Below are 15677 nucleotides of genomic sequence, written 5' to 3'. Positions count from 1 at the left end.
GGGCCTGTTTTGCTATATTAACAGGTGCAGACTTAAACATTGGAAAATTATGTATTGGCTACTTGATTCGTTTTCTAGGCCATTTATCCGTTTCTTATAGTAACGACTATTTCGATTTTGAAGCGGATAAATTAGGTGAAAGAACCAATGTAATTGGCGGGAGTGGAATACTACAACTCGATCCATCTTTAAGAGAAGCTTCAAAATGGATAGCATTGTCTCTAATCTTTATTTCAATTATTGTTGGGAGTATCTTTACCGCATACTATGACTATGCATTATTTTTCTTAGGTTTTGTTATCTTCGGGAATCTTCTCGGATGGTTTTATACTGCACCCCCTATTAGATTGTCATATAGAGGTCTAAGAGAAATATCCACAATGCTTGCAATAGGTTTTATAGTCCCTGGGATGGGTTACTACGTAATGAAAGGCTTTATAGATATGAATTTTATATTTTTTACAATACCACTTTTACTGTATGGAATTTATTTTATTTTGAGTGTAGAAATACCAGATATGGAAGTAGATTCATTAAGTGGAAAGAAAAGCTTTGTGACAAAAAATGGAAGAAATTTAAGTCTTAAGTTAATATTTATGGTAGCTTTATTTGCGTCTATTATTTATGTGATATTTCAAATAATTGATCTGTTTAACTTAAATATCAATTTTCTTTTAGTATCTGTTCTCTCCTTAATACCCCTTCTTTTAGCTCATGGGGATTAAACAAAGGCACAAAGGTAAAATCTGTAAAAATAGCTTTCAACAACTTAAATGCATTGATACTTTTTGCAATCTTAACGAATATTTACTTTCTAAGTATTATAACAAGTACTTAATCAAGTAGATATTCCTTATCCTTTTTAGATAAGTACTTACTATTTAGCAATTTTTTAAGTATTAGTTATTATAAAAAGATTGATGTAAAAAAATAAAATTAATTAACCTTAACTTCCTTTGAGAATTCCCATAGTCCGTGAATATTACATAGTGAAACTGCAAATAGTGTTCCAGATTTTGCAATTTTTAAAGATGATTTTACTTCATGGTTTGTGTAGACTGGACCTGTATTTGGCCCCTGTGTACTCTCTCCATGTGCAGTAAACTCGTAGTTTCCGACTTGATATAAAGATTTTTCACCTTCGGGCTGGTAGTAAAGCATTATCCATCTGATATGGTGCTCAGTTGTATTTGGGTGAGCTATACCTTTTCCAATAGCAACTTTGACTTCAAATGTTTCATTTGCTTTTACAGAATCTGGGCAGTCTATAACTGGTACATGCTTTTCTTTTTTCCAATCAGCTTCCTGGATTTTTTCACCAATCTTGACCATCTATATCGCCTACTCTTGTAAAATCATTGGCTCCCCGCAGCAGATTAATTCTCCTCCGCCGGCTTCCAATACCTCAACAACATTTCCACAAATTTCACATTTGTAGATTTCCCCCACTTCTTTTACATTCACCATTATTTGACCTCCTATCTAAAATACTTATTTTTCTTTTTCTTCTGAAGACTTTTCCATTTCTTCAGCCATACTTTTGAGACGTTTATCGACCATCCCATATATTGTATCTTCTGGATACTTACCATCTGACCCTTTTTCTCCAGCTTTGATTCCTGTCAGTATTTCAATTCCTTCCTTGATATTATCCACAGAAAATATATGGAATTTTCCTTCTTTTACTGCTTCGACGACCTCTTCTTTAAGCATTAGATTTTGAACATTACTTCTTGGTATTAATACACTTTGCTTTCCATTAAGTCCTTTGGCCTTGCAAATTTCATAGAATCCTTCAATTTTATAGTTAACGCCACCAATTGCCTGCACTTCTCCTTTCTGATTAACAGACCCTGTAACAGCAAAGTATTGTTTTATTGGAACTTCCGAGAGAGCGGATAATATTGCATAAAGTTCTGTGCTTGATGCGCTATCTCCATCGACACCCTCATAATTTTGTTCAAATACTAGCCGAGCAGTTAGATTTAATGGTTTATCTTGCGCAAAGTTTTCTGCTAAATAACCACCTAAGATCATTACACCTTTAGAGTGAATATTTCCCCCCATTTTGGCTTCTCGTTCAATATCTATAATACCTCCCCTACCGATATTTACGGTAGCAGTAACTCTAGAGGGTCTACCAAAGGCATAATCACCTAAACTTAATACTGCAAGACCGTTTATTTGACCAACTGCTTCTCCTTCAGTATCAATAAGATAAAAGCCTCGTGTTACCATTTCATTTAATCTTTCTTGGATAAGATTAGAACGATAATTTTTTTCCTCAACGGCTTTTATTATATGAATATCTTTTATTACGTTATTCTTGTCTTGTCTAGCATAGAAGTTTGCTTCACGTATAATATCTGCTATATCTGCAAATCTTGTAGATAATTTCTCTTGATCATCGGCCAATCTTGAGCCAAACTCAATGACTTTACCTATTGCAGAAGAATCAAGGTGCTGTAGATTTTCTTTGGAGCAAAGAGAGCATATAAATGAAACATAGTTTTTTACATTGTCATTGTTGAAATCCATGTTAATATCAAATTCTGCCTTGACCTTGAATAACTCTTTAAATTCTGGATCAAGGGAGAAAAGAGTCTGGTATATCATTGGATTTCCAATAATAATAACTTTTGTGTTTAATGGTATAGGTGCAGGTCTCAAACCTTTTGTTGTAATAAATCCAAGTCGCTCTCCCGCCTCTTCAACTATCGCTTCCTCGCTACTTAAGGCTCTTTTTAATCCATCATAAGAGAAAAGATTTTTCACTAACTCTTCAGCAGGTATTACAAGGTATCCCCCATTTGCCTTGTGGATAGAGCCACTTCGTATCATGGTAAAATCAGTAGTAAGCATCCCAAACTGTGCTTCTTTCTCTATCCTCCCAAAGAGATTATGGTATGTTGGATTCAGCTCCACTACAACTGGCCTCCCTGCCAGTGTAGAGTTATCTGTGAATAGATTGACCATATATTTCCTAAATGGCAATTCCTCTGCCCATGGAGCTTGAACTGGAGCTTGAGGAACATTTGGTTTATAGAATAAGGCTAAATTTTCTAATATGTCTTCCTGCACTTCTTTTAAATAGTTTATAATATCGGGATACTCAGAATATTTTTTATTCAAATCGTCTACCAAATGGCCCATTGTAAAAAGAGCAACTTCTTTATTTAATTCCTTTATTTCTTCAAATGTTTTTGTGTCTAATTCTTTTAGCTGTCTAAACACTAATCTTAACTCTGAGTTTAATTTATCTCTTTTCCTTTGTATATCCTCTTTCATTTCGGGATTTAAAGCTATAAATTCTTCTTCAGTCATTGGCCTTCCACTGACAATAGGAACAAAAACGAATCCCATTGGAGTACTTTGAACAATTAATCCTTCTTTCTCTGCTTTTTTATTTAGTTCAGAAAAGATTTTATTTCGTTCAGCTTCAATTTTCTGAATAGTTGCCTCTCTCTTTAAAGCAAAGTCTTCACTTTCAAATGCTTTCGGAAGATTAATTTTAGCTTCGTTTAGGAAATTTAACATATCTTTGTGAAAAACTTTTCCTTGACCTGCTTTTAGTTTAATGGCTTTGGGCTCATATGATTCTTGAAAATTATTAACATAACACCAGTCAAAAGGTACAGTTTGATCTTCGGCAATTTTATCTAAAAAACTTTTCACTGCCGTCATTTTTCCAGTTCCGGGAAAACCTGCAACAAAAATATTAAATCCTTTCTCTTTTATCTCTAGTCCAAATTTCAGTGCTTTTAATGCTCTTTCTTGACCTACAATATCTTCTAGAGGCGATACTTCCTGACTGCTCTTACATTTTAATTTATTCTTATCAAATGTCCTTCTTATCATATCTGAAGATAGTTCTTTTGTCATAAAATCACTTCAATATTTATTATATACTATTATTTTTAGTTCTAAAAAGGTTTTCTATCTAAAAAAAAGATTTTTGTTAAATAATCCTTTTTTATTAAATGTTTTATTTCAATTTTATAAGAAAAGAGGGAAATAAGATTTTTATTGTGTTGATTTAAGGGCGTTGATTTAATTATATCATAACCACATAATTTTTATACTAATAATTGTAATAATAGTTGTGAGATAATATGGATTTTTTAGATATTATTATGTCACGAAGAAGTATTAGAAAATACAGACAAAATGGGGTACCTGAAGACCACATAAAAAGAATCTTAGAAGCTGCTATGAATGCACCTTCAAGAAAAAATGAGAGGCCGTGGCATTTTGTAATAATAGATAAAAGAGAGGTATTGGATAAGATCCCTTCTTTTCATCCAAACTCGAAGATGCTTTATGAAGCCCCGATGGCAATTCTAGTTGCTGGTGACTTGAATATTACACGGGACATATTTATTACTATTGATTGCTCTGCAGCGACTGAAAATATCCTGTTAGCCGCACATTCGATGGGGCTTGGTGCATGTTGGCTTGGGATATATCCTGATGAAGAAAGAATGAAAGGCATCAGAGAAATACTTAACTTGCCTGAAAATATATTACCTGTATCTCTTATTTCAATTGGATATCCTAACGAAGGAAAGCCACAAATAAACAGATTTGAGGAAAATAGAATCCATTGTAATAAATGGTAATTAAAGAAAATTCAAAAATAAATGAAGAATAATTTCTTTTATTCCTCATCCGAAGTGTTTGTGGTATAGATTTTTGGTACCATCGGATCATACTGCTTTTGAGTTTTTGTTAATGACTTAACATCATATGAGTGCCAACCTGGGGTGCTTCTTTCATTAGTAAATTCATAGCTTCCAAAATTCTGCTGTAGAAGTGGAGAGGTCAATTTTACATCTCCAACTGGCGTTAATATTGAATGTACTAATTTATTACCGTTAAAATCCATTGTACCATCTCTAATGTTGTTAAGAAAACTCTTAGCCACAATTTTAGATAATGCTGATGTCGTTTTACTTGGGCAAGTTGTCTTATTGTTTTGTTCATCCGTCGGACAAGTTTCTCCCAGTATAGGGGTGATTGAGGCCATTAAAAGTCCCATCACCAATATAGCAATTATTTTTTTCATATCTATCACCTCTAGTGCATATGAATCGTGTCATTAAAACTATATAAAGCTTTCGTTATTGATAAAAATTATTAACAATATCGATAAACAATAGTTACAAAAATTTGATAATCAATGATTAATGATGCAATGTTAAAATTAAGGAAAATAATAAGAATTAATAAAATAAAAAATTATATTAAAGCTCCATCTCGCTTTAATACTTCTTCTAGGAATCTTCCAGTATGGCTCTTTGGAGATTTTATTATTTCTTCGGGCGTACCCTCAACAATTATTTCTCCCCCCCTCTGACCTCCCTCAGGACCAAGATCAATTATATAGTCGGCGGTCTTAATTACATCCATATTATGTTCAATCACAAGAACTGTATTACCATTTTCTCTTAGTCGCAAAAGAACATCAAGTAGTTTTTTAACATCGTGGAAATGAAGTCCAGTTGTGGGCTCATCCAAGATATACAGAGTTTTTCCCGTAGCTTTTTTAGACAACTCCTTTGATAATTTGACTCTTTGCGCTTCCCCTCCTGAAAGGGTAGTTGCAGGCTGCCCAACTTTAATATAGGTTAGGCCTACATCATAAAGAGTCTGGAGTTTATTTCTTATGATTGGTATGTTTTCAAAAAAGTGCAACGCTTCTTCGACGGTCATATCAAGAACTTCAGAGATTGATTTTCCCTTGTATTTGACAGTTAAAGTTTCCCGGTTGTACCTTTCACCTTTACATTCTTCACATTTAACATAAATGTCAGGTAAGAAATGCATTTCAATTTTTATTAGTCCGTCGCCCCTACAATTTTCACATCTGCCTCCTTTAACATTAAAAGAAAATCTGCCTTTCTTAAATCCCCTAGTTTTTGATTCGGGAAGTTCAGAGAAAAGCTCTCTTATTGGAGTAAATAAACCTGTATATGTTGCGGGGTTTGATCTTGGGCTTCTTCCAATTGGACTTTGGTCGATGATAATTACTTTATCAATATTTTCAATTCCAAGAATTTCATCATGCTCCCCGGGGATATCTACAGCTCTATAGAATTTTTTTGCTAAATCTTTGTATAGTATTTCATTAATCAAAGTACTTTTCCCACTACCAGAAACACCAGTAACACACACAAATAATCCTAGGGGGATTTTTACGTCTATATTTTTTAGATTAAATTGTTTCGCTCCTTTAATTATGATAAAGGTATTGCTTTGTTTCCGAACTTTAGGAATATCAATTTTAAGTTTTCGTGATAGGTATTTTCCAGTAAGTGAATCAGGGTTATGCATGACTTCTTCAGGAGATCCAACTGCAACTACTTCCCCCCCATGGACACCTGCCCCTGGGCCTATATCTACGAGATAGTCCGAAGAGAGCATCATCTCTTCATCATGTTCAATGACAATTACAGTGTTTCCTATATCTCTTAATCTTTTCAGCATGACAATTAATTTAGCATTATCTCTTTGATGAAGCCCTATACTCGGCTCATCTAATATATAAAGAACGCCCACAAGCTGGGATCCTATTTGAGTTGCAAGCCGAATTCTTTGGGATTCCCCTCCCGAAAGAGTCCCAGCTCTTCTACCAAGAGTCAAGTAGTCAAGTCCGACACTCAGAAGAAATCCTAATCTAGCCTTTATTTCTTTTAATATCTGTTTTGAAATAATTTTCTCTTTTTCAGTGAGATTTTGCTCAAGATCAATGAAAAACTTATAACAATTGCTAATTTGGAGTTCAGTGATATCAATTATCGAACTTTCTTGGATCTTAACAGATAAAGCTTCTGGTTTCAATCTTTTACCTTTACAAACTTCACATGGTTTTAGTCGGATGTATTTCTCAAATTGTTCCTTTCGATACTCAGAATCAGTTTCTCTATATACTCGGTCAAGCCAAGGTATTATTCCTTCATATGTTCTCTCGTAAGTCCAATAAGATGGCGTATTTCGAGAGCGGTAATTGTATCTTACTTTGTCAGTTGTACCATACAATAGGATGTCAAGATGCTTTTGTGACAAATTTTTAACAGGCACATCAAGTCTGAAATTAAATTTTTTAGAAAGAGCCTCCAAAGTTTGCCTTCTAAATCCTTCTAATTTGGTGTTCCATATCTCTACTGCACCTTCAACAAGAGATAACTCTTTGTTTGGTATAATAAGATCAGGATCAAACTCTTGTTTAAATCCAAGTCCGTGACAAGAAGGGCATGCCCCATAAGGACTGTTAAATGAGAACATTCTTGGGGTTATTTCCTCTAAACTTATGCCACAATCGGTGCATGCAAAGTGTTCAGAAAATGTTTTTCTATTATCATTAATATCCACGAATACTATTCCTTCGCCTTTTTTAAGTGCCAACTCTATATCTTCGTAAATTCTTGGGGAAATTCCATCTTTTAGAACAAGTCTATCAATTATGATATTGACATCATGTTTTTTGTACCTCTCAAGCCTTATCTCTACATTTAACTCTTTTATTTCTCCATCTACTTCTGCCCTTACAAAACCTTCTTGATTTATTTCTTTAAGTAATGTTGAATATTCCCCTTTTCTCCCACGTACTATTGGGGCTAGAATAGTTACTTTTGTACCTTCGGGATGGGATAATATCTGATCAGTAATTTCTGTTACAGTTTGTTGTTTTATTTGTTTACCGCAATTTGAACAATAAGGAATTCCTATTCTTGCATAAAGAAGTCTCAAATAATCATAGATTTCTGTAACGGTACCAACTGTTGATCTAGGATTTTTTGAAGTTGTTTTTTGTTCAATTGAAATAGCCGGAGATAGTCCTTCAATATACTCAACATCAGGTTTCTCCATTAAACCTAAAAATTGTCTTGCATATGCAGAAAGTGATTCAACATAACGTCGTTGACCTTCTGCATAAATTGTATCAAAAGCTAGAGAAGACTTACCGGATCCTGAAACTCCTGTAACTACGATAAGTTTGTCTCTAGGAAATTGAACATCGATATTTTTAAGGTTGTGTTCTGAAGCACCTTTTACAGTGATGAAGTCAGTACCCATGGAAATTGAAGAAGCCTTTTACTTAAAAACTTCTTTGTTAGAAGTTATTTTTTATTCATAGAAAAAAACGATAAAATAAAGGTTTTAACTTAAAACTAATTTAGATCAGTTTTAAAATATTCATATTGATTTAACACTATTCTAAATCTAATAAATTACCCAAAAAAGACAATATGCCCCAAATAAGAGAATATAATCCCAAAAATAAATCCCCCTAATACTTGGGCCTCAGTATGCCCTAGCAATTCCTTTAACTCTTCATCAACTACTTTTCCCATACGAAGTTTTTTTAATATCTGATTTATTACCTTCGCTTGTTGTCCTGTTTCCCATCTGATACCTGTTGCGTCCTTCATTACAACAAATGCAAATACAAGAGAAACCCAAAATACGGTAGACATTCCTTCGTATAAAAAAATGGCTGTTGATAGACCAACTACTACGGCCGTGTGGGAGCTTGGCATTCCTCCATCTTTTATGGCAACTTGGATAGCCAAATGTTTCTTTGTTATATATTCATGAATTATTTTTCCAAAAACAGAAGCTAGGTAAGCTATAAGAGTTGGAAAAATAATAGGATTATAAAAAAAATCAAATATATTAGATATTAGACTCACGATATACTTCTTTTTTTAATGTTTAAATAGTTTTTGAAATAAAAAAATAAATTATTTTGCTTCTTTGCTGATAAGGCATAAAATACCACCTATTAGCATTATTATATCAAGAGGAGGTAATAAACTAGATATTATAGCGTACATTCCGGCTTTATTGAAATTTTTGAGATTTGCTGAAGATAGTGCCATGAATCCAATTACTAATCCTAAAATTTTAATTACTACCGCAAAGACAAGGAAGAATCCGGCTAAAAAAGGGAACCCTCTCATGTACCTTATAGGAAATAATGCTCCAAAGCTAAATCCAACAAGCATCCCAAAGACACCAACTATACCTAATATCAGAGATACTAAAATCAATATTTTACCAATCTTTGCTTCGGTACTAAGCCCTTCTAAGTCTAACATTTTTACACCTCAAAATTGTATTAAATTAAAATAGTCAAAACTATTTAAATTAGTTATGGATTTCTCATTCTTTGATTCGAGCTAAAATTTTAGAACTTTGTAATTCTCTTAACGCATCGGTAGCTATCCACTTTGCAGATTTAGAATTTATTTTATTTATATTCGTTGCACATTCGATTGCTTTTTTATTTAAAATACTATTTCTCTTACCGATTTGTCTTAAAGCCCAGTTTACGGCTTTTTTTACATATATTCTACCATCTGTTGAACCTCCCTAAATAATAGGAAAAAATTTGAAGAAATCTTCATCTGCTCTAGTTTTATCGTGAACTGCTAAAACTGCAATTAGGACATACCCAGCCCTTTTAACAAATTCTTCATCCTGGTTACACCATTCAAAAGATTTACCGAAAGCTAATATACTTTTCCCAAAAAGATTATTGCAAGTTTGGTCACATACGTCCCAAGAATCAAAATCTCTAACCCAATTTTCCATTTGTTCAGATGTAACTGTTTTTGGGTCTTCTATCATGCTAGCTAGAATTTTAGTTTCGTGAAAATTTGAGTTCCATAATTCCAAAGCTATTTTGTGATTTTTTCCTATTTCTTTTGCCAACGATCTTAGTTTAGGAATTGAAACTCCTAAAGCCTCACTTGTATTTATTCCGTACCTTGCCATTCCCTCTAATGATTTGGGATCAGAAAGTGAATATAATTTTTCCATTATTAATTGAGAGTCCATGCAAAAAAGACTATTAATAAATTAATAAGAGTATCTCTAAGAAAAATTTAATAAAAATATTAAATAAAAGAAAAAAATATTTGTATATTACATCATTCCAGGCATGCCGCCGGGCATTCCGCCCATGCCACCCATATCCATGTCGTCATCGCCGCCGCCCATTCCTCTTCTCTTACCTATTCCACTTGCAGCGATTACGTCATCAATTCTTAATATCATTATGGCTGATTCAGAAGCACTCTTTACTGCCTGTTCCTTTATCCTAAGTGGCTCGACAACTCCGGCCTTCATCATGTCTTTAACTTTACCGTCAAAAACATCAATTCCATATCTCTTGTGGTCTTTTGTCTCATGTGATGCTTTTAGTGCAACGAGGGTATCAATTGGGTCCATACCTGCATTTTCAGCTAAAGTTCTTGGAATTACTTCCATTGCCTGAGCAAATGCCTTAACTGCTAGTTGTTCTCTGCCGCTAATCTTTTCAGCATATTCGGTGAGTCTCTTTGATAGTTCCATCTCTGCAGCTCCGCCACCAGCACAAATAGTTCCATCTTCTATTGCTGTGGATATGACACCTATAGCATCTTCAAGAGCTCTTTCTACTTCCTCTAAAAAGTGCTCTGTTCCACCCCTTAACAATAAGCTTACTGATTTTGGATCCTTGCATCCTTCGACAAATGTCATTTCGTCTCCGCCAATCTTTTTCTCTTCGACAGAGCCTGCATTACCAAGATCTTTTGCTTCAAGGTCAGATATCTTGTTTACAACTCTTGCGCCTGTTGCTTTAGCTAGTTTCTTCATGTCACTCTTTTTGACTCTTCTTGCAGCATATACCCCACTCTTTGCAAGGTAGTGTTGAGCTAAATCATCAATGCCCTTCTGGCAGAATACGACTGTCGCGCCAGATGCCTTAATCTGATCTACCATCTTCTTTAGCATTGCTTCTTCTTGATCTAAGAATGCTTGAAGTTGATCTGGAGAAGTAATTCTAATTTCTGCATCGGTCTCTGTTTCTTTTACTTCAAGTGCACAGTCAAGTAAAGCTATCTTTGCATCCTTTAGTTTCTTTGGCATGCCGTCGTGAACTCTTTCCTTGTCAATTATTAATCCCTGGATGAGTTTTGAATCTTCTACACTTCCACCTTCTTTCTTCTCTACCTTAATGTCTTCAGTTTCAACTGTATAGTTTCCGTTTTCTTTTACGGCCACTTGCTTAACTGCTTTAAGTGCCAAAGGTGCTAATGTATCCTTTGATTTTTCTGCGCCCTTTCCAGTCATTGCAGTCTTTGCGATTTCAAGAAGAATCTCTTCGTCATTTATTGTAATCTTATCGCCAATATCTTTCAATATTTCTTCAGCTTTTTCAGATGCAAGTTTATAACCAGATGCAACAACTGTTGCGTGTACATCTTGATCAAGAAGATCTTCGGCCTTTTTTAAAAGTTCTCCGGCAATAACAACAGCTGTTGTTGTACCGTCTCCAACTTCCTCGTCTTGTGTCTTTGCTACTTCCACAATCATTTTTGCTGCTGGATGAGCAATGTCCATCTCGCTAAGGATTGTAGCACCATCGTTTGTGATAACTACATCTCCAAGTGAGTCAACGAGCATTTTATCCATACCTCTTGGACCAAGTGTCGTCTTTACTGTTTCTGCTACTATTCTTCCAGCAAGAATATTCATTCTTTGAGCATCTCTGCCCATAAATCTCTGAGCGCCTTCAGGTTGGACACTCATTGGTTGTCTAATTTCTGCCATGATTTACACCTCATTAAAAATATTGCTAGTTTTTGATGTATTTGAAGTGATATAAAAAGCTTTCTATCTAAAAAATATATAAAATAGAATTAATGAGCTTTAATAGATAAGGAAAAAAATATATTTATTAGTATTTATAGATTAAACATCACTATTGAACCGACATCTTTTTCTAGTTCAACCTGTATCTCTGTGCTTTCTTTTATCGAATTTTTTATTTCATAAAACAGCGGTTCAAAGGTTTTTGAGCCGTAAACATTAAGAAAAATAATATTATGCTCAACTAGATTCTTATCAATTTCAATCTTAGAGGTTACTTTTGATACTTCAAGCCCAGAGTCATACAAGAATCTCAATAGTTTTCGATTAACTGCGACAATTTTCTCATTGAATACAAGAGATAAAGATAGAATTTTTGAACATATAATTGCAGTTTGATCAGGCATAGTTTCAGAAAATTTGTTATATAGATTTCTCCAGCTTTTATTATAGACTTCCATCTCGTCTTTTTCCATGCCCTCTCTTAGTTTTGTATATCCCAACTCAACTTCTTTTTTCAGGACATATTCTTTTATTGTTCTAATTTTAATTCCCTTTTCTATAAGAGTTTCATAAAATGTTCTTATCTCTTCATCCTTAGGAACTGGGCCCTTTGCCCAATAAGATAAAACTCTTACCTGTTCACCTAAGAGTTCTTCCCCTCTATGGACTTTCATAAGAATGTCTACTAGTTCTTCAGGCATTATCACTTCTTCAATATGTAAAGACTTCATCAATGATTCAGCTTGAGAATATTTACTTTTTGAAACAAAAAGAGACACATCACATATAGCCGTGCTTTTATTCAATGGACCACCAAAAAATAAATAATTATATTAAACAGAGATTACTATCGCGGTTGTTGTATCAATTACACCTTCAATGTAATGAATCTGTTGAATTACTGTTTTTGTAAGTTCGCCTAGATCATTTGCTTTTATTTTTGCAATGGCGTCGTATGGGCCAGTTATAACATCGGCTTCTATTACTCCTTCAATCTTCTTTACAGATTCAATTACTTCTTTTATCTTCCCAATTGAAACTGTTATTAAAACATATGCATATACCATTAAAGCACCTATAACATATTAACATACAAAGTATTTAAATATTTCTTTTTATATTCTAATAAAATTAAAAAATAAGAATAATTAATGCAAATAATCTTTTCAGCGAATTCCAAGAGAATGATTAAAAACTCCATCTTTTATGACTTGATTTTTAATTTTAGTGAGCTCTTTTATCTCATTTTCAAAATCTATTGCATTTATGGAAGTCCAGTGGACCTTATCGGGAATGAAAAATTCATACACGGGATAATTGCCATCCCAAGCTTCTCCCAGTCGTGGCAAAGCCACTGTTCCAGCAACTCGGATATTTGAAAATCCAGTCTTTCCCATTAACTCAGATATCTTTTGGATTCTATCATTTCCTATTGCCACACCAGCAGTCTGCAAATACTCCTTCCATGGTTTTATTTTATCAATAACTTCTTCAAGACTTTTTACACCAAATACTCGTATTAATCTGTTTTGTCCTATAGGATTTAGATTAAAGTTTGATTCATATATTACTACAAAGTTGTGTTCAGAAGAAGAAATAGTCCTCTGACCACCATCAAATTCTGGCCTTGAGATTATTTCTCCAATTTTAACTTCCCTCAACTTTCTGAAAAAATTAGTCTGCGGTATTGACCTTGATATTTTTTCCATTTCACTGGCTAATGCTTCTGCAAATTCAATTGGACTAAGATCGCCTCCTTCTTCAACAAAAAATCCAAAAGCGGGGGAGCCGCACATATACCCCTCATAACCTATTCCGTCGATTGCAGCAAGCCCAGCAACGTCCCTATTTGCCATCTCTCTTCCAATTAGTTCAATTCCAAATTTTCCACCATGGTAACACCCCTTGATAGAGTTACCATTTCTATTTAATTCGTCGACTCTATTTTTGACTGACATTGCCGTTTGAGTGCTTGAAACTACACTAACTACGTTTGAGTTTCTGAATATTATATCCTCAATTGATTGGTCACCGCCAGCCCATGGTACAACTGCAATTGTTTCACCTATATCTTTGCTCATTTCTGCGACAGATTCAGCGTATAAAGGTGCAAAAAGAGGTTGAACAGAAGGTGTTTTAATTAGACCTGCAGCCTTTACTATGCTCGCTATAAATATACCAAGACTTTCAATAAAACCGGGAACATTCGATGGTGTTATGTAAGTCACTAGTTCAAGTTCTTTATCATACTGAGATATTTTTTTTAGAGCAATTTTGTCTCTAAATCCAGCATATGCTCTTACAAAAGTGTTTGCCCCATCAATCGGAGTAAAAGTCTTAAACACCTCTGGTGGTAAATTTAAGTTGGATAAAAAATTTATAGTCTTCTCATCGATTTTGTATATTGATCTGAATTGATAAAATTCTATTAGTTCTGGAGAAAGATTTGTTAATACGGGCAGTAATTCAAGAGCAATCTTCTTTTTTTCATATTTATTATCCGCCCAAGTTCGCGATACTTCACCATACACCTTAGCTATCTCTGGGAAGGGCATATCTACAAGATACTTTTTCCTGTTTTCTTTCAGGCCGTTTACTATTTCTTTTATATTTTCTTGATTAATAATTGGCAATAGCAAAGTATATTCCTTAACTTCCTTCTCACTAAATTCAATTTCTTTTTCTATTGACTTTAGGGATTTAGGAAGATAATACCCTTTTAATTTTGTCATTTATCCAGCCACCGTTTTTGCAAGTACGCCAGAACAGCCTCTGCTCTCAATTCTTGGTAATCTTTCGATGCTTAAAAGAATTGGAGTAGTTTTATTGCAAGATGGGCATCCATCGTAGTCAACTCTCAATTTGTCACCAGTAGTAATAAATCCTGGGAATGATTTTGAGGAAGGCTCAAGAAATGCATAATTTCCAGTTACTTTTCCTTCTTGGGGTATTGGTTCCATATGCTCATCGAATAGTATAACTTCCATCCAAGGAGGAACGTGTTTATTGTTGCCCTCCATACAATCAATCATTATTGAGTTTGACTCAGTCATACCATAAAGATCGATGTATCTCTTTGAATCTAATCCAAATGCCTCTTCAATCAAATCATTCATTTTATCTCTACTGATAATGGCCCTACCTTTAAATCCTCCTGTTGAAGCCAAAAAGCTATCTTTTCCGATTTTAGCATTAATTCCATTTTCTAGCACATAGTTAGCAGTGTCAATTATCAAAAAAGGTGGGCCCATGAAAACAATTCTTTTTCCTTGATTTTTCTCTAACTGATCTACTATGCTTGTTATGGCTTTTTTCTCAATTCGAGGGAGCATCTTCTTGATAAAATAATTCATGACTTTTTCTTTTGAAGATCTTGGCCCTCTCATCCTCAATCTTATTATGTCGGCTTTTAATTCTTCAAATGCATGGAATACGTTGCCAGGTGATATTGAATTTGCTACTACTTTTCCATTGAAGCCTACTTGTAAAAATGTCTTTCTAGGTATCCCCAATATAAAGTTCTCCTTGCCTTTGTCAAGTTTAAGAGTTGCGTCAATTGCTTCGGTATAGGACCTAATTAGCATTGCTTGGGTAAAAGAATCTCGCGGAAGAAATGTAAGTTTTCCTGAAGTACCGCTGCTAAATCCCAATAGCATCCCATTTGAATAAAACTCTTGAAGAAAACTTTCAAGGGAGCCCATGCCTTTTGGGGTAAAGTCGAGTGGAACTGAAGAAATTCTATCGACCCATTTTTTAAATTCTTGGGGGCTCTTCTCAGGCGATTCCATCTGATACGACTTGAATACCCCGTCGGGGATTACTATTTTATGGAAGTCTTCAGATTTGATATCTCCAGTAACTCCTTTCAATTTACAATAATCATGATAGAATTTATTGTTTTCAAAATGATATTTGTGTGACATTTTAATTGCTTTATGCCTTAATTTTTCTACATCTTCCTTTTTTTTAAAATAGTTCTCGGAAGAAACAAGTTTTTCAATTAATTCCGTATCAAACATAAAATCACCAGCTGA

Annotated in this window: 14 protein-coding genes and 1 pseudogene; 2 read left to right on the top strand and 13 right to left on the bottom strand. The window is 34.2% G+C overall.

The window, feature by feature from the left end; all coding sequences use genetic code 11:
• A partial coding sequence (locus KO464_09385) for a prenyltransferase (protein MCC7573577.1) occupies window positions 1-725 on the top strand: 725 nt, incomplete at its 5' end.
• A 211-nt stretch (window positions 726-936) separates the two neighbouring features.
• On the opposite strand, the gene KO464_09380 is transcribed toward KO464_09385, so the two are convergent.
• Genes KO464_09380 through KO464_09370 form a run of 3 tightly spaced genes read right to left on the bottom strand, consistent with a single transcriptional unit; the run spans window position 937 to window position 3882 of the window.
• Window positions 937-1332, bottom strand: coding sequence for a class II SORL domain-containing protein (locus tag KO464_09380; protein MCC7573576.1), 396 nt, complete (start codon window positions 1330-1332; stop codon window positions 937-939).
• Between the two features lie 9 nt (window positions 1333-1341).
• Window positions 1342-1467 carry a desulfoferrodoxin FeS4 iron-binding domain-containing protein gene (locus KO464_09375; protein ID MCC7573575.1) on the bottom strand — a complete coding sequence of 42 codons (126 nt, stop codon included), beginning with the start codon at window positions 1465-1467 and terminating at the stop codon, window positions 1342-1344.
• Between the two features lie 24 nt (window positions 1468-1491).
• Window positions 1492-3882 (bottom strand): AAA family ATPase, encoded by a 2391-nt coding sequence (locus KO464_09370; GenBank protein MCC7573574.1) that lies wholly within the window; start codon window positions 3880-3882, stop codon window positions 1492-1494.
• A 230-nt stretch (window positions 3883-4112) separates the two neighbouring features.
• Between KO464_09370 and KO464_09365 the strand changes: the two genes are divergently transcribed.
• Window positions 4113-4619 (top strand): nitroreductase family protein, encoded by a 507-nt coding sequence (locus tag KO464_09365; protein ID MCC7573573.1) that lies wholly within the window; start codon window positions 4113-4115, stop codon window positions 4617-4619.
• 38 nt (window positions 4620-4657) lie between these two features.
• Here the strand turns inward: KO464_09365 and KO464_09360 are convergent, their stop codons facing one another.
• From KO464_09360 to KO464_09315, 10 genes and pseudogenes are all read right to left on the bottom strand, one after another.
• Window positions 4658-5065: a hypothetical protein gene (locus KO464_09360; GenBank protein ID MCC7573572.1), complete on the bottom strand. Its 408-nt coding sequence runs from the start codon at window positions 5063-5065 to the stop codon at window positions 4658-4660.
• 173 nt (window positions 5066-5238) lie between these two features.
• Window positions 5239-8076 carry an excinuclease ABC subunit UvrA gene (uvrA, locus tag KO464_09355; GenBank protein MCC7573571.1) on the bottom strand — a complete coding sequence of 946 codons (2838 nt, stop codon included), beginning with the start codon at window positions 8074-8076 and terminating at the stop codon, window positions 5239-5241.
• A gap of 155 nt (window positions 8077-8231) precedes the next feature.
• Entirely contained in the window at window positions 8232-8693 is a 462-nt protein-coding gene (locus KO464_09350) for a divergent PAP2 family protein (protein MCC7573570.1), read from the bottom strand.
• A gap of 51 nt (window positions 8694-8744) precedes the next feature.
• Window positions 8745-9101, bottom strand: a complete 357-nt coding sequence (locus tag KO464_09345) for a hypothetical protein (protein MCC7573569.1) — start codon at window positions 9099-9101, stop codon at window positions 8745-8747.
• Window positions 9102-9165: 64 nt separating this feature from the next.
• Window positions 9166-9843, bottom strand: a pseudogene (locus tag KO464_09340) (DNA alkylation repair protein).
• An 87-nt stretch (window positions 9844-9930) separates the two neighbouring features.
• Window positions 9931-11601: a TCP-1/cpn60 chaperonin family protein gene (locus KO464_09335; protein ID MCC7573568.1), complete on the bottom strand. Its 1671-nt coding sequence runs from the start codon at window positions 11599-11601 to the stop codon at window positions 9931-9933.
• Window positions 11602-11735: 134 nt separating this feature from the next.
• On the bottom strand, window positions 11736-12449 hold the full coding sequence (locus KO464_09330) for a hypothetical protein (protein MCC7573567.1): 714 nt from the start codon (window positions 12447-12449) through the stop codon (window positions 11736-11738).
• A 27-nt stretch (window positions 12450-12476) separates the two neighbouring features.
• Window positions 12477-12710, bottom strand: a complete 234-nt coding sequence (locus KO464_09325; GenBank protein MCC7573566.1) for an Lrp/AsnC ligand binding domain-containing protein — start codon at window positions 12708-12710, stop codon at window positions 12477-12479.
• Window positions 12711-12809: 99 nt separating this feature from the next.
• Window positions 12810-14375: an acyl-CoA reductase gene (locus tag KO464_09320; GenBank protein MCC7573565.1), complete on the bottom strand. Its 1566-nt coding sequence runs from the start codon at window positions 14373-14375 to the stop codon at window positions 12810-12812.
• Window positions 14376-15662 carry a hypothetical protein gene (locus KO464_09315; protein ID MCC7573564.1) on the bottom strand — a complete coding sequence of 429 codons (1287 nt, stop codon included), beginning with the start codon at window positions 15660-15662 and terminating at the stop codon, window positions 14376-14378.
• Window positions 15663-15677: the final 15 nt, after the last annotated feature.

The sequence above is a fragment of the Methanofastidiosum sp. genome (assembly GCA_020854815.1).
Classification (GTDB): domain Archaea; phylum Methanobacteriota_B; class Thermococci; order Methanofastidiosales; family Methanofastidiosaceae; genus Methanofastidiosum.
Note: the sequence above shows the minus strand (reverse complement) of the source record. Positions and strands in the feature narration are given on the sequence as shown.

Excerpts from the sequence above, each read along its gene's own strand:
- KO464_09325 (MCC7573566.1), bottom strand. The coding sequence starts at position 12,710 with ATGGTATATGCATATGTTTTAATAACAGTTTCAATTGGGAAGATAAAA.
- KO464_09370 (MCC7573574.1), bottom strand. The coding sequence starts at position 3,882 with ATGACAAAAGAACTATCTTCAGATATGATAAGAAGGACATTTGATAAG.
- uvrA (MCC7573571.1), bottom strand. The coding sequence starts at position 8,076 with ATGGGTACTGACTTCATCACTGTAAAAGGTGCTTCAGAACACAACCTT.
- KO464_09345 (MCC7573569.1), bottom strand. The coding sequence starts at position 9,101 with ATGTTAGACTTAGAAGGGCTTAGTACCGAAGCAAAGATTGGTAAAATA.
- KO464_09335 (MCC7573568.1), bottom strand. The coding sequence starts at position 11,601 with ATGGCAGAAATTAGACAACCAATGAGTGTCCAACCTGAAGGCGCTCAG.
- KO464_09320 (MCC7573565.1), bottom strand. The coding sequence starts at position 14,375 with ATGACAAAATTAAAAGGGTATTATCTTCCTAAATCCCTAAAGTCAATA.
- KO464_09365 (MCC7573573.1), top strand. The coding sequence starts at position 4,113 with ATGGATTTTTTAGATATTATTATGTCACGAAGAAGTATTAGAAAATAC.
- KO464_09360 (MCC7573572.1), bottom strand. The coding sequence starts at position 5,065 with ATGAAAAAAATAATTGCTATATTGGTGATGGGACTTTTAATGGCCTCA.
- KO464_09380 (MCC7573576.1), bottom strand. The coding sequence starts at position 1,332 with ATGGTCAAGATTGGTGAAAAAATCCAGGAAGCTGATTGGAAAAAAGAA.
- KO464_09315 (MCC7573564.1), bottom strand. The coding sequence starts at position 15,662 with ATGTTTGATACGGAATTAATTGAAAAACTTGTTTCTTCCGAGAACTAT.
- KO464_09375 (MCC7573575.1), bottom strand. The coding sequence starts at position 1,467 with ATGGTGAATGTAAAAGAAGTGGGGGAAATCTACAAATGTGAAATTTGT.